Raw genomic sequence first — 19,592 nt, 5'->3', positions numbered from 1 at the left:
ATGGTTCAAGCATAACACCCTTTCAAGCCTCTCTGGACTTAGTTAAAAGGTTTCTCTATTATGCTGATTTTTGTTTTTTAGTTTCTTCTTCACCAAACATGTCACCCACGGGCTGTCTGCCAGGAAGAATGAGGTTTAACACTACACCTAAAATGGCTGCTAACGCCATTCCCTGGATCTGGATATCTTTAAATGGCAGCTTTAGAACAGCTCCGCCAATTCCGATGATGAGGATGACTGATGCTATCACGAGGTTCCGTTTGTCATCAAAATCAATTTTACTATCGACTAACATTCTTAATCCTGATGAAGCGATTATTCCAAACAGAAGGATAGAAACACCACCCATGACAGGTGTTGGGATGGTTCCAATTAAAGCGGTAATTTTCCCAATAAATCCGAAGATGATCGCTAAAACTGCTGCACCTGCCAGCACATACACACTGTAAACTCGAGTAATAGCGAGAACACCGATATTTTCACCGTAAGTTGTTTTTGGCGGCCCGCCAACCAATGCTGATATAATGGTTGCCGTCCCATCTCCAAGGATTGAACGATGTAAGCCCGGCTCTTTAATATAATCCCGGCCAACCACCTTACTAAGGATTAACTGGTGACCAATATGTTCTGATATGGTCACAACAGCCACAGGCACCATTAACCAGAAAATATCCCAGGTGAATTTCACATTATAACTGACAAATGGGATGACAAATTCCGGCATTTCAAACCAATCTGCTTTCATTACCGGTGCGAAATCAACGATTCCTACGATCAAAGCGTAAATATACCCAACAATAATTCCTGCCAATATCGGGATGATACTTAGAATTTTTTTGGCAAACATGGAGAAAATGATCGTTGCTGCGAGTGTGACAAGTGCTGCTGAGAAATGGACCATACTATATTTTCCCGCAGGATTATTCATTGCCATTCCCAATGCTGTTGGTGCTACTGACAAGCCGATGACAATGATAACCGGACCCACAACAATTGGCGGAAGCAGATTCATAATCCACCGATACCCTGCTTTACTGATGATTAAGGCAATCATTCCGTATACAAGACCTGCTAAAAAGGTTCCTACCATCGCAGCTCCTGGCCCGCCTGCTTCATTTAGGAGTGTTATGGGGATAATATAAGCAAATGAAGAGCCAAGATAGGCTGGTACCTGCCCTTTCGTTATTAATATAAACGCCAATGTACCTAGTCCGCTCGAAATGAGTGCAATTGCCGGACTTAAGCCGACAAGGTACGGCACAAGGATGGTTGCTCCAAACATGGAGAACAAATGCTGAATGCTTAATGTCAGCCATTGACCAGGTTTCGGAATCTCGTTAACATCTAGGATGGGTTTGTTGTTCATTCTGATCTCCCCTGTTTACTGGTTTATTTTTTTATCTTTCTCTCTTTTTCATAAAAAAACCCTCTTTGTCCGTACAGGGACAAAGAGGGTAAGAAATTGCCGCGCTTAAAAACACTTACGGCTCTTTCCCCTTTGTCAGCCTCACGGGACTGCATTTAAAAGGGATGCTATTTATTTATCAAAGATACTTACTTGATCAAGTTGATCAACCTCAGCTAACTCGACCACAATTTTCTCTTCACTAGATGTCGGAATGTTTTTTCCCACGTAGTCTGCTCTGATCGGCAGTTCGCGATGACCGCGGTCTACTAAAACAGCAAGCTGGATCGCTGATGGACGACCGATATCCATTAATGCATCAAGTCCTGCTCTTACAGTTCTTCCTGTATATAAAACGTCGTCAACAAGAATGACTTTTTTATCATTTATCTCAACTGGTATATCAGAACCTTTTACGAGAGGCTCCTGGTTATCCGTTTTCTTCGATAAATCATCACGATAAAGGGTAATATCTATTTCACCAACCGGAATGGATTTCCCCTCAATGTCAGCAATTTTTGCGGCAAGACGTTCGGCGATATAAATGCCTCTTGTACGAATTCCCACGAGTATGCAATCATCAATACCTTTATTTTTCTCAATAATTTGATGGGCAATCCTGGTTAACGCCCTCCCGATTGCCTGATCATCAAGGACAAGTGCTTTTTGGTTCATAGTACACCTTCTTTTTTTAAAATAAAAACCTCTCACCGAATGGGCGAGAGGCAGACAAGTTAAAATTCATCAGATATAGTTAGTCCTATATCTTATAACCGTTTCCTTCTCAGCCTCACGGGACCGAATTAAAGGCTTATTAAACTATAGTTAGCTTACTTTAAAATTAGGCTCATGTCAACGATTAATTCGCAGATAATCGAGCAGCCGTTCGAATTCATCGGGAAGCGGTGCTTCAAATTCCATATATTCGGTTGTCCGCGGGTGGGTGAAGCCAAGTACACCTGCATGCAATGCCTGTCCATTAATATCCAATGTCTTTTTCGGTCCATACTTTGGATCGCCGGCGAGCGGGTAGCCGATATATTTCATATGAACACGGATTTGATGGGTTCTGCCTGTTTCTAATTGGCACTCCACAAGAGTAAAGTCTTTAAACCGTTCAATTACATGAAAATGGGTAACAGCGTGTTTTCCATTATCAACCACCGCCATGCTCTGCCTGTCCTTAGTATCGCGGCCAAGCGGGGCATCAATTGTTCCAAAGTCATGTGGAATGACCCCGTGCACAATCGCTTTATATTTCCGGGTAACTGTTTTTGCTACTAATTGATTCACAAGGCTTTCGTGGGCCCTATCATTTTTAGCAACCATCAATAGTCCTGATGTGTCCTTATCAATCCGGTGGACGATACCTGGACGCAGTACACCATTAATACCCGATAAATCCTTACAATGTGCCATTAAGCCATTTACGAGAGTTCCTGTCATATGCCCCGGAGCTGGGTGAACGACCATTCCCCGCGGTTTATTAACGACAAGGACATCTTGATCTTCATAATAAATAGCTAAGTCAAGTTCTTCCGCGATTACATCCAGCTCTTCAGGATCCGGAATGGAAATTTCAATTACATCATTCAAACTGCATTTATAATTGGTTTTGACGGTTTGCCCGTTTACCAGGATATTCCCTTCTTTAATCCATTGCTGGACCTGCGTCCGGGACCATTCCTCGTTGAGTCCGGAAATAACCTTATCGATTCGATCTCCTTTTTGCTCCTCAAGAATGGTGTGTTCCATTTTCTCCATACGTTTTCTCCTTTGTCTCTCTCTCATCACGCAGCATTTGAATCATTAGTAAAATTACACCGATCACAAGTGCAGAATCTGCAATGTTAAAGACCGGAAAATTATAGCTGAAAATATACGTATGAATAAAGTCAACCACTTCTTTACGAAGGACTCGGTCAATAAAATTACCGATCGCGCCTCCCAGCATGAAAGCTAATGATACTCCTAGTAACCATTTGCCCTTCGCTGCTTTGTGCAAATAATACATGATTCCAATAATTACCACAACGGTAATAACATAAAAGAGCCACATCTGGCCTTGAAGAATTCCCCATGCAGCTCCACGATTGCGGTGAGAAGTAATATATAAAACATTATCAATGATGGGTATACTTTCCCCTAAATTCATGTTCTTTACAATTAACCATTTTGTAATCTGATCCAATAAAATAACAAAAATAGCGATTAAGTAATAATACACTAAGAAATACCTCCGCATCACCTAAAGTTACTCTTAGCATTTTAGCATACTTTTTCGCGAAACGACAATGCAACATTCTAAAAATTGCCTAGTAAATCGGTTTTTTGTAGTACATTTCTAAGTATTCTGAATCACGTAAGGATTTTAGGGTAGGAATGGATCGTAATAATTCCTCAGGTAAAAATTCTCCAGAAATTTCACACTGTCCAAAATTCCCACAGGCAAACTTCTCCATAGCTGCATTAATATCTGCAAGCTCCTCTTCTAAAAGGCATGTGAGCCAATCTTCCTTTTGTTTCGATTTTAATGAATTCTCAATCTCTTCTTTCGTTTGACGGAGTTCCAAAAACAGCTTTTCCTGCATGGCATTCATAGTTGTTACCTCCGTTATTAGTTATTTGTCTTATTATCTCCGGCATCGACTTTGTGACACGGGAAAACTTTTGACATCAACAACAACAATTAACGGTAAAGGATAATAAATACAAAAAGAGCTGGATTCAAAAAACCCCGAGTATTTTACTCGGGGCATTCTGCTACGCCAAATGGGTATAGTTTTCTTTGACAACTTCCGCACAGCGAGGGCAAAGTGTTTTATGCTCTGGATCTTGACCTACTTCCGGGGTCACAATCCAGCAGCGTTCACATGTTTCACCTTCAGCTTTGGTGACGACAATTGCTGCTGATTCTAATTTAAGCGCATTTTCAGGAGCATCTTCATACACTCCTGCCACTTCAAATCCTGAAACGATGAATAGCTGATTCAGATTTTCTTCAATGGAATCTAACAGAGTCTTTGATTTTTCATTCACATAAAGAGTAACCTTTGCTGTTAACGATTTTCCAATTACTTTGTGATTACGGGCTTCTTCAAGTGCTTTTAATACATCATCACGCAGTTTCATGAATGCCGTCCATTTTTCTTCTAAGCCTTGTGAACCTGGAAGATCCTGATACTCTGGAAGATCCGTCAATTGCACACTTTCCTCTTGAACATTCGGGATGAATTTCCACACTTCATCTGCTGTATGAGAAAGAATTGGCGATACTAATTTAGTTAAAGCAAGCAATGACTCGTATAACACGGTTTGAATGGCCCGGCGATCGTGGTGATTTGCTGCCTCAATATATAGAACATCCTTTGCAAAATCAAGATAGAAAGCACTTAAATCAAGGGTACAGAAATTATTAACTACATGATAGATGTTGGCAAACTCATAATTTTCATAGGAATTGCGGACATTCTTAATCAGTTTATTTAACTTAACAAGCATAAATTGATCCACTTCGCGCAAGTCTTCATACGCAAGCCTATTAACAGCAGGATCAAAATCCGCTAAGTTGCCAAGCAAGAATCGGAAAGTATTACGGATTTTGCGGTATACCTCGGCCACTTGTTTCAAGATAGCATCAGAAACACGTACATCTGACTGATAATCAACGGATGCAACCCAAAGGCGTAAAATATCTGCACCTAATTGATTCATTACTTTTGCCGGTACAACAACATTACCAAGTGATTTACTCATTTTTCGTCCTTCGCCATCAAGTGCAAAGCCGTGACTTAAAACACCTTTGTACGGTGCTTTGCCTGTCACAGCTACCGCTGTTGACAAGGAAGAGTTAAACCAGCCGCGATATTGGTCTGAACCTTCAAGATACAGGTCTGCAGGGCGGACTAAATCTTCTCTTTCTAGCAGAACTGCCTGATGCGATGAGCCTGAGTCAAACCAAACATCCATGATATCTGTTTCTTTGGTAAATGTACCATTTGGACTTCCCGGATGTGTAAAACCTTCTGGAAGCAATTCCTTCGTTTCACGTTCAAACCAAACATTTGAACCATGTTCACGGAAGAGGTCAGATACATGATTGATGGTCTCATCGGTAATAATTTCTTCCCCATTTTCTGCATAGAAAACAGGAATCGGTACACCCCATACCCGCTGACGGGAAATACACCAATCGCCGCGATCGCGAACCATATTAAATAGTCTTGTTTCCCCCCATGCAGGTACCCACTTTGTTTCCTTAACTGCTTCAAGCAATTCATCACGGAAGTCTTTAATGGATGCAAACCATTGGGCCGTTGCACGGTAGATCACCGGTTTCTTTGTTCTCCAATCGTGCGGATAGGAGTGAGTAATAAATGAAAGATTTAATAGGGCACCAGCTTCTTCTAAAGCCTGAGCAATCGGCTTGTTAGCTGTATCGTAAAATAATCCTTCAAACCCAGGTGCTTCGCTTGTCATTACACCCTTATCATCTACCGGGCAAAGAACGTCTAAGCCATATTTTTGACCAACATAGAAATCATCTTCCCCGTGACCAGGTGCAGTATGAACGCATCCAGTTCCAGCGTCTGTAGTAACGTGTTCACCTAACATGACTAGAGAATCACGGTCATATAATGGATGAACTGCTACGATATTTTCTAATTCCGAACCTTTAACCTTTTGGACAACTTCCGGAGCTTCCCAGCCAATTTCATTGGTAACTGCTTCAAGTAATGCTTCTGCCACTAAATACTTATTGCCGTTCACCACTGTTACTACATATGTTAAGTCAGGATGAACAGATATGCCAAGGTTTGCCGGGATGGTCCATGGAGTTGTTGTCCAGATGACAATTTGCGTATCGGTATCAAGGACACCCTTGCCATCTTTCACTTTAAAGCCAACATAGATCGATGGTGACCGTTTATCTTGATATTCTATTTCTGCCTCTGCTAATGCTGATTCACTTGATGGAGACCAATAAACCGGCTTAAGGCCTTTATAAATATAGCCCTTTTTCGCCATTTCACCGAATACTTTAATTTGCTGTGCCTCATATTCGGGCTTCAACGTAATGTATGGATTTTCCCAGTCACCGCGAACACCAAGGCGCTTAAATTGGGTGCGCTGATTATCAATCTGTTCAAGTGCATATTTTGTGCAAAGCTCGCGGAATTCCGCAACTGTCATTTCTTTGCGTTTCACACCTTTATTCGTTAATGCCTGTTCAATTGGCAGTCCGTGTGTATCCCAGCCGGGAACATATGGGGCATGGAAGCCACTCATTGATTTATAGCGGACAATCATGTCCTTTAAAATTTTATTAAGGGCGTGACCCATATGAATGTCCCCATTGGCGTATGGAGGACCATCATGCAGGACAAACATTGGCCGTCCCGCAGTCCGTTCTTGTACCTTTTTATAAATATTCATTTCTTCCCATTTTGCCTGAATATCAGGTTCTCTTTGTGGAAGATTGCCACGCATTGGAAATTCAGTCTGCGGCATTAACAACGTATCTTTATATTCCATTTCTAATTCCTCCTGTAATCCTCTTCATCTTCATACATATCAGAATAGCCATTTGACAAATAAAAAAACCCTCTCATCCCAAAAAGGGACGAGAAGGTTTGACTCCCGCGGTACCACCCTGATAGATAGCCGGTTTACACTTGGGCTATCCGCTTTTCCATTCGTAACGTGAATAACACGCCTGAGCCTACAGCCCTCTCTTGGGTTTCGGTCTGGAACTCGAGGGTGATCTTCCAATTTTTCAGCTTTACCGGGCTTTCACCTTCCCCGGTTCGCTATCAAAAAGCATTAGAAAAATTGTACTGTCCCTTTCATCGTCAATTTCCATTCTATTTCACTATGTTTAAAAATTATATGCTAAAAAAATGTAATTCGTCAAGCTAATGAATCTTCTTCTTGGTGGATTTTTAATTCTGTTGCATCCACTTCATATTCTAATAAATGATCCCAATCATCTGTATTTAACATATCAAGCTGTGCCTCGATTAGCATTTTAAAACGTGTACGGAACACTTTTGATTGTTTCTTTAAATCCTCAATTTCGAGCGCGATTTTTCTTGCTTTTGACAGAGAATCATTGACAATTCGATCCGCATTTTTTTCAGCTTCCTTGATAATCAACTTTGCTTCCTTTTGGGCATTACGTTTAACATCTTCACCAGCTTCTTGAGCAATGATAATGGATTTGTTGAGTGTTTCTTCAATATTTACAAAATGTCCAAGTCGCTCATTCATATCTTTTAAACGCTCTTCCATTTCCTTTTTTTCCCTAAGCACTAATTCATAATCCTTGATGACTTGATCAAGAAATTCATTTACTTCATCTTCATCGTACCCGCGAAAACCTTTATTGAATTCTTTATTATGAATATCTAACGGCGTTAACGGCATTGATGCCACCTCCATACAAATCTGAACTTCTATTATGTATTAGCAAATATTCGACAAGTTTTTCGAATATCCTGCTTATCTATGAATTATTTTTGCTTTCCGACACTAATCCGCCATTTTTCTTTTTTCGTTTTACCATCGATACGGATAATTTTTGCCCTTCCATACCCTCTGACGGAAATCATATCCTGATCGTCACACAAAAAAGAGGGATTTTCAATTATTGTCCAGTTTACTTTAATAAGCCCCTGCTGAATCATTAATTGCGATTTTTGCCGTGATACATGATATATACCTGAAATAACAGTATCGAGACGCATGGAAGATACCGTTAGCTCCATTTCTTCCCAGCGTTCTTTTACAGCAAGAGCTTTTGCAATATCCGCTTCAATCAACTTTACCCCTGCCCTGCCAATAGATTCGACATTGCTTTTTATATATTCACTGACTTCCATGGCCGCGAAAAATTGGATTTGACCTTCCTTCACGAGAATATCACCAAATTTCCCGCGCTTTAGCCCTAAGGACATGAGCGTCCCTAATACTTGCCGATGCTCAATTGTGACAAATTTTGCAGGATACTGGATTTCAAATAGACTAATTTGAAAATCTTCCTCATTAGCAGTCAGATAATCAGGAAAGATCAATCCCCTTTTTCGTTCGTTATCTTGGCTGCCGCCAAAAAGTTTGCAGTTTACATCACCATTTTCGCCAATTAACAGTTTAAGGATATGCTGCTCCCTAGGGTCAAGAAAATCCGTTAGCTTGGGGGTATACTGTGTTTCAACATTATTTTTCCATTGTAATACCTTGTCAATATAGTCCCGTTCTTCTGGACGGAAATGCTGATAAATGTTCATGTTTGAATAACACAACCTATTGAAAAATTCTTATGCGAGCCAAAGATATACTCTATGCAGCCCCATGCCTGCGAAGTTTAGCACCAAAAAAGCGACAATTGGTGAAAGATCCATCATGCCAATCGGTGGAATGATTTTTCTAAATGGCTCTAAATACGGTTCACATATTCGTCCCAAAAATTGACCAATAGCAGACTCCCTGGCATTTGGAAACCACGACATTAAAATATAAATAATTAACGCCCACGAATAAATCTCGATTACCTGCTGCAATAGACTAAACACAAAAGCCATTTACATTACCACCTTGTATTTTGATTATCAGGGTCAATGATTAAATCTGAGATATTACCGGACACTTCAACATTATCTGGAGTACATAAAAATATACTTAAACCGATTTTTTGAATGTCTCCTCCAATAGCATAGACGGCTCCGCTTAAAAAGTCGATAATTTGCCGGCCTTGCTCATGATCAATCCGCTGCAGATTGACGACAACCGCCCGGCGATTTTTTAAATGATCGGCAATTTCCGTTGACTCTGAGTAGTCTCGCGGCTCCACTAAGATAACCTTTGATGACTTCGATCCGCTAGAAGAACTTGAAGACTTTTGTACGCTTTGTAAACTGACAACATTTTGACTTTTTACAGGCGGTTGTTTTGGTTTTACCGGTTCTACTGTCTCTGTATAACCTTCATTATTATCATCATATTCATCATCTAAAAAGAAAAATGTTTTTAATTTTGATTTAATCGTCATTTTTTCCTCTCCTAACCATCTTCACCGACAAGCGCTGTACCAATCCTAACCATTGTTGCTCCTTCTTCAATCGCTATTGTAAAATCATTAGACATCCCCATAGAGAGCTCCGTGCAGGGTGCAAATGGTAAGTGTAAGGCTTGAACTTGATCGCGAAGTTCCTTTAGTTTTCGAAAGCAGTCTCGGATTAGCTGGACATCATCTGTGAGAGGGGCCATTGTCATTAAACCCTCCACACTGATATTTTTAAAGGGTATAAGCGATTCAATAAAAGAAATGGCCTCTTCATGTGATATGCCGTGCTTCGATTCTTCACCAGACACATTGACCTGTACAAGACATTTCACTTTATGTTTGGCCCGTTTATTGATTTCCTCTGCAAGTGAAAGGCGATCTAAAGAATGAATATATTCAACCTTATCAATAATATTTTTCACCTTTCGTGTTTGCAATGAGCCGATATAATGCCAAGATGGCTTGTCCTTCAATACTTCCCACTTTTTAAGCAGCCCGTCATCACGGTTTTCTCCGAGATGGCGAATTCCGGCATCTAGTGCCTCTACAGCTCTTTCCGTGCTAACGTATTTTGTAACGGCAATCAATTTCACTTCATCGGTATTCCGATGTGAGCTTTGACATGCCTCATTTATTTGTTGATTAATTTGTTTCAGTTTTTCAATTACTCTCATAAACGTTTCGCAGTCTCCTTCCAGCCAATAAAGCTCAGCATTCTTCCAGTTTTACCCTTATCGCGGCGGTGGGAAAAAAACTCCTCATTATGGCAGCTAGAGCACCATCCGGAATTGAGGATATTCTGATCCGGTACACCCGATGCAAGAAGAATTTGCCTGTTTAACTCACGTAAATCTAAAGAATATTGCCCTTCTTTTACTAAATTATATGGCAATACTCCGCCTTCTTCTAGTGATTTATCTACTAAGTTAATTACATGTTCATTCACAATATAACACTTTTCACAAATTGATGGTCCAATCGCGACTAAAATTTGATCAGGTGAAATTCCTTCCCTGCCCCATGCTACTATCATTTCCTTTGCGATTTTCCCAACTGTCCCCTTCCAGCCGGCGTGTGCCGTACCAATCATCTTTTGTTCGGGAGCAATAAAAAAAAGAGGGACACAATCGGCAAAGCAAAGTGTTAAAAGGATGCCCTCTTCATTCGTATAAAAACCATCCGTACCTTTAAAGGAATGTTCATAGGAATTGGACCCTTTTCCACGATCTGCTTTTGTTATTTTCTGCAAAACAATATCATGAGTTTGTTCTGCCCCAACCCATTGTTGAAGAGGGAACTTAAGCAATCCAGCTACGTTTTCTCTATTTAAGCAAACATTTGCACAATCATCGCCAACATGAAAGCCAAGATTAAGGGATTCAAAGTCTCCTTTACTTGCCCCACCGCTTTTAGTTGTAAAACCGGCGATTAATTCCGGAAATTGTCTGCTCCAGATTTCAATTGTTAAATAGGACTGATTCGTTAAAACAAAGGGTTCCATTTCAATACCTCTTATGTTTTTCTATAGTTTACCATGAAAAGAAAATTTGGTCACCGCAATTCATCATGTTACACTTCTGTTTCTTCGGGTATTCGTTCCATACTGCCTTTATATCTTACCAAAATAACATCCTGGCCAATTTTAATGATATTTTTCCAAGGAATGACAATATCTTCATCTTTTCCAAAAAAACCAAGGACCCTGCCGCTGCCGGAGATAACGACTGCTTCAATTTTCCCTGTCGTTAAGTTTATTTCAATATCCCCAATATTTCCAAGTCTTTTACCGTCTGATACATTCACGACATCTTTAATTTGGAATTCTGAAATTTTAACCACCTGCACCACTCCCAATTACAATACTATAATAACTATATGTTGGCAGTTGTAAATTTATCTTAGATAACCAAAAATAAAGCTGTCCGATGTGGACAGCTTTAGCTTTGAATGTTTTTATTCATTTGTCTGATGGCTGCTTTCTCAAGCCGAGAAACCTGGGCTTGGGAGATACCAATTTCGTCAGCCACTTCCATTTGAGTTTTCCCTTGGAAAAAGCGCTTCCGTAAAATTAATTTTTCACGTTCGTTCAGTCTCCGCATTCCTTCTTTAAGGGCAATTTCCTCAATCCAATGAATATCCTTATTTTTTTCATCGCTTAATTGATCCATCACATAAATCGGATCACCGCCATCATTATAAATTGGCTCAAATAAAGATACTGGATCTTGTATTGCATCAAGAGCAAATACGATTTCTTCATGGGGTACTTCTAAGACTTTTGCAATTTCTTCAGCAGTAGGTTCTCGCGAAGTCTCGCTCATTAATCGTTCCCTAACCTGAAGGGCCTTGTAGGCGATATCCCTTAACGAACGAGATACACGAATTGGATTATTATCACGTAAGTACCTTCGAATTTCTCCAATAATCATTGGTACGGCATAAGTGGAAAACTTTACATTTTGACCTAAATCGAAGTTATCAATTGATTTCATAAGTCCAATACAGCCGACCTGAAACAGATCATCAACAAACTCACCCCGGTTGTTAAACCGCTGAATAACACTTAAAACGAGGCGTAAATTCCCGTTGACGAGCTTTTCACGGGCAGTTATATCGCCCTCTTGCATTTGCTTGAAGAGTATTCTCATTTCTTCGTTCTTTAAAACAGGAAGTTTTGATGTGTCCACACCGCAAATTTCAACTTTATTTCGAGTCAAATCCTTTTCCCTCCTCACAGGAGTTGCTGTACAAAAAACAGTATCTCCTTGAGAAGGAAAAATATGCACCTGTCCTCTGGAAGGGACAGGTGCATATTTGTCGAAAAATGCCATTTAATCACGAATAGCAAAGGATTTTTTGGTGGAAAAAAATTTCTTTTTTAGACCATTTTGTTAAATTCCTTTCGTAATCTTTTTATGATCCTCTTTTCCAATCGTGAAATGTAGGACTGAGAAATCCCAAGCATATCAGCCACGTCTTTTTGAGTTTTCTCTTCTCCATTTGTCAAACCAAATCTAAGCTCCATGATCTGCTTTTCCCGGTCGGTTAACTGGTGCAACGCTTTTGTCAACAATTTCCTATCTACATTTGCTTCGAGGTCCTTTGTGATAATATCATCATCCGTACCCAATACATCGGATAATAACAGCTCATTCCCATCCCAATCAATGTTTAACGGTTCATCAAAGGATACCTCCGATCGAATCTTATTATTACGTCGTAAGTACATGAGAATCTCATTTTCAATACATCTTGACGCATATGTAGCAAGTTTTATTTTCTTTTCGGGGTTAAACGTATTAACTGCTTTGATTAATCCAATCGTCCCGATACTGATTAGATCTTCAATATTTATCCCTGTATTTTCAAACTTTCTGGCAATATAAACAACAAGACGGAGATTTCGTTCAATGAGGATGGATCTGGCAGCCTTATCGCCAACAGGCAGCTTTTTTAATAGCATCTCTTCCTCGTCTTTACTTAAAGGAGGCGGCAGGGCTTCGCTTCCGCCAATATAATAAACTTCATCCGTTTTAATGCCCAATTTTATTAATAACTTATACCAATAATAGGATAAGCGAAGTCTCCATTTTTTCATGTATGTTCCTCCTTCTAAAAGATCTTTTTTATGAGTATAGTATTATTAACTTACCTTCACAGACCCTCCTTGCTGTTTTGGCCCGGTCAGCATTTTCGGATGAACAATGCATTCGAAAGCATCATCAGCCGAAAGCTGCTGCAGTGTAAAGGATACAAGTCCCTTATCGCATAAGTATTGAACACCGCCCTGTTCGATTATAATAAGATCCGGTTTTATGGCAACAATGAGCTGATGGTCTTTACCAACCACACGAAAAGGTACAATTCTCATTCGATTTTGCCATTCAGCTGGGAGATCTTGACTTCCCATTATAAGTGGATCTGGACCTTCAGCAAGCTTTCTGATAGATTCGGGGATGGCATCCAATTGATTTTTAATAGAGACAAACATGACCGGCAGCTTAGACAATGGGTCATATAATTGATTTCCACTATCTACCAAACCCTTAAAAACCAGGCTTTCCGTGTCAATATTCAGCCTTACGGTGACGATTTGTTCAAATTGAATTTTTGTCATCTCCATGCCTTCAACATTTTTCCTTGCAAAATGCCAAGCAACAGGAAAGCCAATTAGGACAAAGAGCCAGCTAATTGGATCACCAAAACCTTTTACACTGGACATCAAAACCTTTGCCGTCAACTCTGGATCGTATTGGATAAAATAATGGGCGCCCATTAATGCCCCGCCGATTAAAAAAGTAGAAACATACAGCGTCATTAATGCTTTCAGAAAAAAAGCTAATCGCTTATATCCAAAGGTTATTAAAACCATCACGATGGAACAAAAAAGTTTTGCTATTGGATGGCTTGAATAGACATTTAATGGTGTAAACGATAATAAAATTATCAATGAGCCAATAAATCCCCCGGCAAATAATCTCCATAACCTAATCCTTCTTTTTAGAAAAATAGCTGTTAAATACAGGAGAAGGCTATCAAATAAGAAATTAAGAGCCCAGATTACATCTAAATAAACAGTCAAACAGCTGCCTCCTTTTGGAAAGTACTATTAATCTGTTTAGGAAAAAGTATAACCTAGTTGGGGGGCTGAAGTGTGTCACTTTCTGTAATCAAAAAAACAGAAATTTTCACTATTCTATACGGATTTTGTCAGATTAGAATATAAAAAAATGCATGGCCGCTTTCGGACCATGCATTTCTTTATTTACTCTATTAACGTCTGCGATTTCGATTACGCAAGAAGGTCGGTATGTCCAGCGCATCTTCTTGGGAAGCATTGGTGTTACGAACTGGTTCCTGCGGTGCCTGAGGCTCTTCACGCTTGTGCTCCCTCTTTACGGTGCCGACTGACGGTTTGGCCTGTCCGAAAGATGGGCGTGATACCTTTGGTTGAACAACCTCCTCATTAAAGCCTGTTGCAATAACAGTTACGATAATTTCATCCTTCAATGTTTCATTGATCACAGAACCAAAAATCATATTTACTTCTTGGTCAGTCGCTGTAGCAACAATATCTGCGGCCTCTTGGACCTCATAAAGACTCAAGTTGGCTCCACCGGTAATGTTCATTAATACACCCTGTGCCCCATCAATTGATGTCTCTAACAGTGGAGAATTAATCGCCTTTTTAGCAGCTTCTGTCGCACGGTTTTCACCTGCTGCCACCCCGATCCCCATTAACGCAGAACCTTTATTAGACATAATCGTCTTTACATCGGCGAAATCTAAGTTAATTAACCCAGGTGTCGCAATTAAATCAGAAATACCCTGTACACCTTGACGAAGGACATTATCTGCCTCACGGAATGCCTCAAGCATCGGGGTGCTTTTATCAACAATTTCCAGCAATCGATCATTTGGGATGACAATAAGTGTATCAACTGCTTCTTTCATCGAACCGATTCCGCCAGAAGCTTGATTTGAACGCTTTTTACCTTCGAAGGTGAACGGACGAGTCACTACACCAACTGTTAAGGCACCCAAATCCCGGGCAATTTGAGCAATTACCGGCGCGGCGCCAGTACCTGTTCCGCCGCCCATTCCTGCTGTTACAAATACCATATCAGCACCACGCAGTGCTTCTTCAATTTGCTCCTTACTCTCTTCAGCAGCTTTTTTTCCCACTTCTGGATTAGCCCCGGCCCCAAGTCCACGAGTTAATTTGGCACCGATCTGCATTTTTACTTCTGCTTTTGATAGATTGAGCGCTTGTGCATCAGTATTAACTGCGATAAATTCAACTCCTTGAACACCATGTTCAATCATTCGGTTTACCGCGTTATTACCGCCGCCGCCTACTCCGATAACTTTTATTGTTGCAAGAGAATCTAAATTTGTATCAAATTCTAACATGACAAATCCTCCTAATTCGTCGATTTTCTTTTCCGTTTATTCGAAAAAGTAACCAAGGAATTTTTTTACTTTTGATGACATCTTTTCTTCCGGATGTTTTTCTACTTTTGCTTTAGGTTGATGTTGTTTTGGCACTCGTTTTTCGACTGGCTCTGAAACCGCTGAGGTATTGCCAATAGTTCCTCCTGGTAATCTGCCATTCTTGTAAGCATATTTAATCAAGCCAACCGCTGTTGTATATTGAGGTTCTCTTACACCAATATAGTCAGGCGATGCGATGCGGACTGGATTTTGAAACATATCCTGGGCAAGTTCCAGCACACCTTGCATTTTTGCAGTTCCACCTGTTAATACAAATCCGCCCGGTAAATCATTTACACCTAAACGCTTTAGTTCATGTGCGATTAATTCAAAAACTTCTTCCATTCTTGCTTCAATTATTTCAGATACATAGAGCTGGTTAAATTGTTGGTGCTGATCGCTTCCGATGATTGGTACACTGAAGAACTCATCTTCTGAAGCATTATCATAAAAGGCATGTCCATATTTAACCTTTATCTTTTCTGCATCCTCGGTAGAAGTATGCAAGACTTTGGAAAGATCATTCGTGAGAAGATCACCGCCAACCGGAATCACACTAGTTGCCTTTAAAAATCCTTCTTCAAACACGGCAATTGTAGTGGAGCCGCCGCCAATGTCAATTAGGGCAACGCCAAGATTCTTTTCATCCTTTGATAATGCGAAATCCCCTGCTGCCAATGGCTGCAGGATTATATCTAAAATTTCAAGGCCAGCACGCTCTACACAGCGAAGCGTGTTAATGATTGTTGATTTAGAGCCGGTAATTAACGTACCATCCATTTCTAAACGGACACCAATCATCCCTCGTGGATCATTGATTTCATCTTTGCCATCTAAGATAAATTGTTTTCGAATGACACCAATATTTTCTCTTTCTGGCGGGATAGATCCCACATGAGATGCCTCAATGACACGAATGACATCTTCATTCGTAATTTCACGGTTTTGACTCGAGACAGCAACAATTCCGTGACATTGTTGAAGCATGATGTTGTTCCCCGAAATACCAACGACAACTTCCCGGATATCCATCCCTATCATTCTTTCCGCCTGCTCAATCGCCCGCTTAATAGAATGAACGGTATCGTCCATATCGACAATCGACCCTTTTCGTAAGCCTTCAGATTTCACATTGCCAACACCAATTATATTTAACGAGTCTTTACCCGAGTCATTGACCATTTCACCAATGATTACTTTCACACTGGATGTACCGATGTCAAGACTAACATATATTTCATTGCTGTTCATTCTTTGGCACCTCCTTTTAATCTCCTTAGGTCGAACAACAACTGAATTTGTTCAATACTAGTTTCATAGCAATATCTAATAAAATTATTCGTCACAACTACATATTTCCCTTTAAAAAATATCATTTTTTTCTATTTTTTCTTTGTTAGTTGACCATTTTGTCAATAAGATTCGTCTAATGACAGCAATATTTTGAAATAACCTGACACCAAACGCAAAAACTGCTGCTAAATACAAGTCTACACCAAGATGAACACCGAGAAAAGCTAAACTTGCAGCAAGAATTATATTAAAAAAGAATCCTGAAACAAACACCTTTTCATCATAAATATTTTGCATGTATGCCCTGATTCCGCCAAAAAGCGTGTCGAAAGCTGCCAAAATCGCAATCGACAAATAATTGGAGTATTCTTCAGGAATTCGGATTTCTGTTAATAACCCGAGTATAACTCCAATCACAAGTCCCATAATTGGAAGCCACATTAAGAACTGCCCCCTTCCTTAATCGGCTCCATGTATTTTATACGAATAGAATTATCATAGGCTGGAATTTTAATAGATGGGCTCGGTGCTGAAATGTTTAGCCTCAAGCTTTCAGTAAAAAACTCATCCCTTGCTTTCGAGACTTTCATCCGATTTGATAATTTTTCAGCCGCATTCATTTCACTCACACCTACTTTAATCTCGATAGGTAAACCCCTGATTGTGTGCCCATCAATTTTTGTATCACCATTAATATCCCTGATAACCGTCGTATTTATAATCCTTTGACCGTCAATTGCTACGTATTTAGCATCATACATATTTATTTCGTTTAGCAGTCTTTTTAATAGCTCGGGTGATATATCCTTCGCAACGGGACTTCCCAGTTGAACATCCTCAATCACAGGTTCTATTTGCAATATTATGCCGGGACCAGTTACCTCGGTAAGCCCTGCTTCTATTTTTAATTCATCTAATGTGTCCTTTAACACTTGTTCCTTACTCTGTTTTCGTTTAGATTCATAAGCTGATAGTTTCTCTTCATTCGAACGAATTTCACTTAGTAAATGTGACTGGAGTTCTTTTTCTTTTAACAATGCCTCGCGAAGCTGCCAAACATCACGTGTGTCACGTTCAGCAGGTTTTTTCACGGTTTGGAATTGGATCGCAATCATGAAGCCGACAACTGTTGCAATCAAAGTAAAACTTATGTTTATTTTCGGCTTGTCCACTTTTTTCACCTACTTAACTGCCCAATATTGGGTTTAGGACAATTTCATTTAGTTTTTCCAGTGTGAAAACAAGATTATCATTAACTAGTTGATCCTTTACTCCTCCCGAGAGGTTTAGCGCTGATGATAACACATCTGGTTCACCAATTGCAGTTATGACAAAAGGTGCAGGGTACTCCACCCCGTCAACCGTAATGACTGGGCCGTTACAAACAATATATGAATGACTTGTCAGCCTTTGTCCATTAATCGCCACTGCTGCGGCACCGGAAATATATAGTTCATTCACCACTTTAAAAACATGGTGTTCATGGACAAGATAATTATTAACATTAACTTCCTTTGGGTCATATGCACCATCAGAAAGGGTAATTTTCACACCTTTTCCTTTGACCTTCATCTTCCCAAGGAACATCCGATATTTCTCAGTGTCTTCGGCCAGATTAAGGAATACCTGCGCTTCCTTTGCAAGGTCTTTTTCATTCTTCAAAACCTTCTCCTGCTTTTGATTTAATTCCTTTTGCAGTTTGCGATTAGTCTCCTCCTGAGCAATTAATTGATTTCTAAGTGCAAGAGTCTTTTCGTACTGTTTGCCTGACATGTCCCGGTTTTCGGTTTGATTTTCCTTTTGCGTCAGATGATAAGAGAAGGCAATCATAAACCCTAAAACAAGGCATACAAGTGACAAGATAAAATGTTTACCTCTCACCTTCACTTTTATCCTCTTCAACTTCTTTTTCCTCCACTTCAGGTTCAAAAGCTTTAAAATACGAGCCTACTTCTAAATCAATAATTCCCTTTTTATGAGGATCGAGCTGGCTTATAATTGAAGGGTAATGGACCATTTTTTCCGAAAAACTTCTAAGTGTGGCACTTACCTCAAAGCCATCATTCATAAATAAGGAAATATGATATCGATCAGTTTTTTTCGGAGAATAATGAATTTCAGAAATGGAGTTTAAAATTTCACTTGGAAGAATTTCTAACTCTTTTATCATTTGGTCAAGGACTTTGCCTTCTTTGAATTTGAAAAGAATCGGAGAATTAATTGGAATTATTTCCGTATTTCTATCATTTAAAATTTTACCGTTTTCCATGACGGGCAAGTAATCTGTATCTTGCTTAAGATAAGCCACCCTTTTATGTTCTTTTACTTGAATTTCAATTGTGTTCGGCCATTTAACCTGAAGCTTTGCCTGTTTGATTTCGGATAAATCCTGCAGCTTTGATGAAATATCACTTTTTTTTACATTCCATATATTCGTATCCGTCGTTATACCGCTTATTTTAATTAATTCAGCATCCGTATACACATCGTTCCCTATAACGGTGATGTGCTTAACATGACTTAGGGGTGATTGAGAGTAGGCAATCACGACAATCATCGAAAAAAACAAAATAAGAAGAAGTACAAGCCGCCTGTTGGCTTTTCGCCGTCTTTGCTCCTTAAGTTTTGGAATTCGGTCCTCAAGAGCAACGATTTTACCTTTCTCCATTCACTATTCCTCCAAATAAAAAGCAGTTGCCCTAAAATATCAACAAATACTTGCCCAATAAACTCGAATTAATACCTAAAAAGAGAAACAACGGCACGAAAAATCATGCCGTCATTCGTTCCATTTGTTTGTACATCTATAATATTATCAGTAATTATAACACAATATTT

At 39.7% G+C, this 19,592-nt stretch carries 22 protein-coding genes and 1 other annotated feature; all 22 genes read right to left on the bottom strand.

Annotated elements, in window-relative coordinates; translation table 11 throughout:
• Positions 1 to 58: 58 nt before the first annotated feature.
• The 22 genes from FAY30_RS08840 to FAY30_RS08735 all read right to left on the bottom strand — a co-directional run bounded on the left by FAY30_RS08840 (position 59) and on the right by FAY30_RS08735 (position 19,422).
• Positions 59 to 1,366, bottom strand: a complete 1,308-nt coding sequence (locus FAY30_RS08840) for a solute carrier family 23 protein (protein WP_149869529.1) — start codon at positions 1,364 to 1,366, stop codon at positions 59 to 61.
• A gap of 171 nt (positions 1,367 to 1,537) precedes the next feature.
• Complete coding sequence (gene pyrR / locus FAY30_RS08835) at positions 1,538 to 2,080, bottom strand: bifunctional pyr operon transcriptional regulator/uracil phosphoribosyltransferase PyrR (protein ID WP_149869528.1); 543 nt, start codon at positions 2,078 to 2,080, stop codon at positions 1,538 to 1,540.
• 177 nt (positions 2,081 to 2,257) lie between these two features.
• Entirely contained in the window at positions 2,258 to 3,169 is a 912-nt protein-coding gene (locus FAY30_RS08830) for an RluA family pseudouridine synthase (RefSeq protein WP_149869527.1), read from the bottom strand.
• Entirely contained in the window at positions 3,141 to 3,650 is a 510-nt protein-coding gene (gene lspA, locus FAY30_RS08825) for a signal peptidase II (RefSeq protein ID WP_317845710.1), read from the bottom strand. Before lspA ends, FAY30_RS08830 begins: the two co-directional genes overlap by 29 nt.
• A 70-nt stretch (positions 3,651 to 3,720) precedes the next feature.
• Positions 3,721 to 4,005, bottom strand: a complete 285-nt coding sequence (locus FAY30_RS08820; RefSeq protein WP_149869525.1) for a hypothetical protein — start codon at positions 4,003 to 4,005, stop codon at positions 3,721 to 3,723.
• A gap of 163 nt (positions 4,006 to 4,168) precedes the next feature.
• Positions 4,169 to 6,940 carry an isoleucine--tRNA ligase gene (gene ileS, locus FAY30_RS08815; RefSeq protein ID WP_149869524.1) on the bottom strand — a complete coding sequence of 924 codons (2,772 nt, stop codon included), beginning with the start codon at positions 6,938 to 6,940 and terminating at the stop codon, positions 4,169 to 4,171.
• Between the two features lie 81 nt (positions 6,941 to 7,021).
• Positions 7,022 to 7,264 (bottom strand) — a binding site (T-box leader).
• A gap of 51 nt (positions 7,265 to 7,315) precedes the next feature.
• Entirely contained in the window at positions 7,316 to 7,831 is a 516-nt protein-coding gene (locus FAY30_RS08810) for a DivIVA domain-containing protein (RefSeq protein WP_149872646.1), read from the bottom strand.
• Positions 7,832 to 7,917: 86 nt separating this feature from the next.
• Positions 7,918 to 8,691, bottom strand: coding sequence for a YlmH family RNA-binding protein (locus tag FAY30_RS08805; RefSeq protein ID WP_149869523.1), 774 nt, complete (start codon positions 8,689 to 8,691; stop codon positions 7,918 to 7,920).
• Positions 8,692 to 8,721: 30 nt separating this feature from the next.
• On the bottom strand, positions 8,722 to 8,985 hold the full coding sequence (locus FAY30_RS08800) for a YggT family protein (RefSeq protein WP_149869522.1): 264 nt from the start codon (positions 8,983 to 8,985) through the stop codon (positions 8,722 to 8,724).
• Between the two features lie 5 nt (positions 8,986 to 8,990).
• Complete coding sequence (locus FAY30_RS08795) at positions 8,991 to 9,452, bottom strand: cell division protein SepF (protein ID WP_149869521.1); 462 nt, start codon at positions 9,450 to 9,452, stop codon at positions 8,991 to 8,993.
• A gap of 11 nt (positions 9,453 to 9,463) precedes the next feature.
• Positions 9,464 to 10,141, bottom strand: a complete 678-nt coding sequence (locus FAY30_RS08790; RefSeq protein ID WP_149869520.1) for a YggS family pyridoxal phosphate-dependent enzyme — start codon at positions 10,139 to 10,141, stop codon at positions 9,464 to 9,466.
• The gene (gene pgeF / locus FAY30_RS08785; protein ID WP_149869519.1) at positions 10,138 to 10,968 is read right to left on the bottom strand and encodes a peptidoglycan editing factor PgeF; all 831 of its coding nucleotides are present in this window, start codon (positions 10,966 to 10,968) and stop codon (positions 10,138 to 10,140) included. The genes FAY30_RS08790 and pgeF overlap by 4 nt, the downstream gene beginning before the upstream one ends.
• 68 nt (positions 10,969 to 11,036) lie before the next feature.
• Positions 11,037 to 11,306 (bottom strand): YlmC/YmxH family sporulation protein, encoded by a 270-nt coding sequence (locus FAY30_RS08780; protein ID WP_149869518.1) that lies wholly within the window; start codon positions 11,304 to 11,306, stop codon positions 11,037 to 11,039.
• Positions 11,307 to 11,404: 98 nt separating this feature from the next.
• Positions 11,405 to 12,184, bottom strand: a complete 780-nt coding sequence (gene sigG, locus FAY30_RS08775; RefSeq protein WP_149869517.1) for an RNA polymerase sporulation sigma factor SigG — start codon at positions 12,182 to 12,184, stop codon at positions 11,405 to 11,407.
• A 161-nt stretch (positions 12,185 to 12,345) separates the two neighbouring features.
• On the bottom strand, positions 12,346 to 13,065 hold the full coding sequence (sigE, locus tag FAY30_RS08770) for an RNA polymerase sporulation sigma factor SigE (protein ID WP_149869516.1): 720 nt from the start codon (positions 13,063 to 13,065) through the stop codon (positions 12,346 to 12,348).
• Between the two features lie 45 nt (positions 13,066 to 13,110).
• The gene (gene spoIIGA / locus FAY30_RS08765; RefSeq protein WP_149869515.1) at positions 13,111 to 14,049 is read right to left on the bottom strand and encodes a sigma-E processing peptidase SpoIIGA; all 939 of its coding nucleotides are present in this window, start codon (positions 14,047 to 14,049) and stop codon (positions 13,111 to 13,113) included.
• Positions 14,050 to 14,240: 191 nt separating this feature from the next.
• Complete coding sequence (gene ftsZ, locus FAY30_RS08760; RefSeq protein WP_149869514.1) at positions 14,241 to 15,380, bottom strand: cell division protein FtsZ; 1,140 nt, start codon at positions 15,378 to 15,380, stop codon at positions 14,241 to 14,243.
• Between the two features lie 36 nt (positions 15,381 to 15,416).
• Positions 15,417 to 16,712, bottom strand: a complete 1,296-nt coding sequence (ftsA, locus tag FAY30_RS08755; protein WP_149869513.1) for a cell division protein FtsA — start codon at positions 16,710 to 16,712, stop codon at positions 15,417 to 15,419.
• Positions 16,713 to 16,823: 111 nt separating this feature from the next.
• On the bottom strand, positions 16,824 to 17,195 hold the full coding sequence (locus FAY30_RS08750; RefSeq protein ID WP_149869512.1) for a small basic family protein: 372 nt from the start codon (positions 17,193 to 17,195) through the stop codon (positions 16,824 to 16,826).
• Positions 17,195 to 17,926 (bottom strand): DUF881 domain-containing protein, encoded by a 732-nt coding sequence (locus FAY30_RS08745; protein ID WP_149872645.1) that lies wholly within the window; start codon positions 17,924 to 17,926, stop codon positions 17,195 to 17,197. Before FAY30_RS08745 ends, FAY30_RS08750 begins: the two co-directional genes overlap by 1 nt.
• A 13-nt stretch (positions 17,927 to 17,939) precedes the next feature.
• The gene (locus FAY30_RS08740; RefSeq protein WP_223820987.1) at positions 17,940 to 18,647 is read right to left on the bottom strand and encodes a DUF881 domain-containing protein; all 708 of its coding nucleotides are present in this window, start codon (positions 18,645 to 18,647) and stop codon (positions 17,940 to 17,942) included.
• On the bottom strand, positions 18,625 to 19,422 hold the full coding sequence (locus FAY30_RS08735) for a cell division protein FtsQ/DivIB (protein ID WP_149869511.1): 798 nt from the start codon (positions 19,420 to 19,422) through the stop codon (positions 18,625 to 18,627). The genes FAY30_RS08740 and FAY30_RS08735 overlap by 23 nt, the downstream gene beginning before the upstream one ends.
• Positions 19,423 to 19,592 lie beyond the last annotated feature (170 nt).

Source organism: Bacillus sp. S3 (genome assembly GCF_005154805.1).
GTDB lineage: Bacteria > Bacillota > Bacilli > Bacillales > Cytobacillaceae > Neobacillus.
This window is presented reverse-complemented; position numbering and strand designations above follow the sequence as displayed.

Coding starts and splice junctions, on each gene's coding strand:
- FAY30_RS08840 (WP_149869529.1), bottom strand. CDS start 1,366: ATGAACAACAAACCCATCCTAGATGTTAACGAGATTCCGAAACCTGGT.
- pyrR (WP_149869528.1), bottom strand. CDS start 2,080: ATGAACCAAAAAGCACTTGTCCTTGATGATCAGGCAATCGGGAGGGCG.
- FAY30_RS08830 (WP_149869527.1), bottom strand. CDS start 3,169: ATGGAGAAAATGGAACACACCATTCTTGAGGAGCAAAAAGGAGATCGA.
- lspA (WP_317845710.1), bottom strand. CDS start 3,650: ATGCGGAGGTATTTCTTAGTGTATTATTACTTAATCGCTATTTTTGTT.
- FAY30_RS08820 (WP_149869525.1), bottom strand. CDS start 4,005: ATGAATGCCATGCAGGAAAAGCTGTTTTTGGAACTCCGTCAAACGAAA.
- ileS (WP_149869524.1), bottom strand. CDS start 6,940: ATGGAATATAAAGATACGTTGTTAATGCCGCAGACTGAATTTCCAATG.
- FAY30_RS08810 (WP_149872646.1), bottom strand. CDS start 7,831: ATGCCGTTAACGCCGTTAGATATTCATAATAAAGAATTCAATAAAGGT.
- FAY30_RS08805 (WP_149869523.1), bottom strand. CDS start 8,691: ATGAACATTTATCAGCATTTCCGTCCAGAAGAACGGGACTATATTGAC.
- FAY30_RS08800 (WP_149869522.1), bottom strand. CDS start 8,985: ATGGCTTTTGTGTTTAGTCTATTGCAGCAGGTAATCGAGATTTATTCG.
- FAY30_RS08795 (WP_149869521.1), bottom strand. CDS start 9,452: ATGACGATTAAATCAAAATTAAAAACATTTTTCTTTTTAGATGATGAA.
- FAY30_RS08790 (WP_149869520.1), bottom strand. CDS start 10,141: ATGAGAGTAATTGAAAAACTGAAACAAATTAATCAACAAATAAATGAG.
- pgeF (WP_149869519.1), bottom strand. CDS start 10,968: ATGGAACCCTTTGTTTTAACGAATCAGTCCTATTTAACAATTGAAATC.
- sigE (WP_149869516.1), bottom strand. CDS start 13,065: ATGAAAAAATGGAGACTTCGCTTATCCTATTATTGGTATAAGTTATTA.
- ftsZ (WP_149869514.1), bottom strand. CDS start 15,380: ATGTTAGAATTTGATACAAATTTAGATTCTCTTGCAACAATAAAAGTT.
- ftsA (WP_149869513.1), bottom strand. CDS start 16,712: ATGAACAGCAATGAAATATATGTTAGTCTTGACATCGGTACATCCAGT.
- FAY30_RS08750 (WP_149869512.1), bottom strand. CDS start 17,195: ATGTGGCTTCCAATTATGGGACTTGTGATTGGAGTTATACTCGGGTTA.
- FAY30_RS08735 (WP_149869511.1), bottom strand. CDS start 19,422: ATGGAGAAAGGTAAAATCGTTGCTCTTGAGGACCGAATTCCAAAACTT.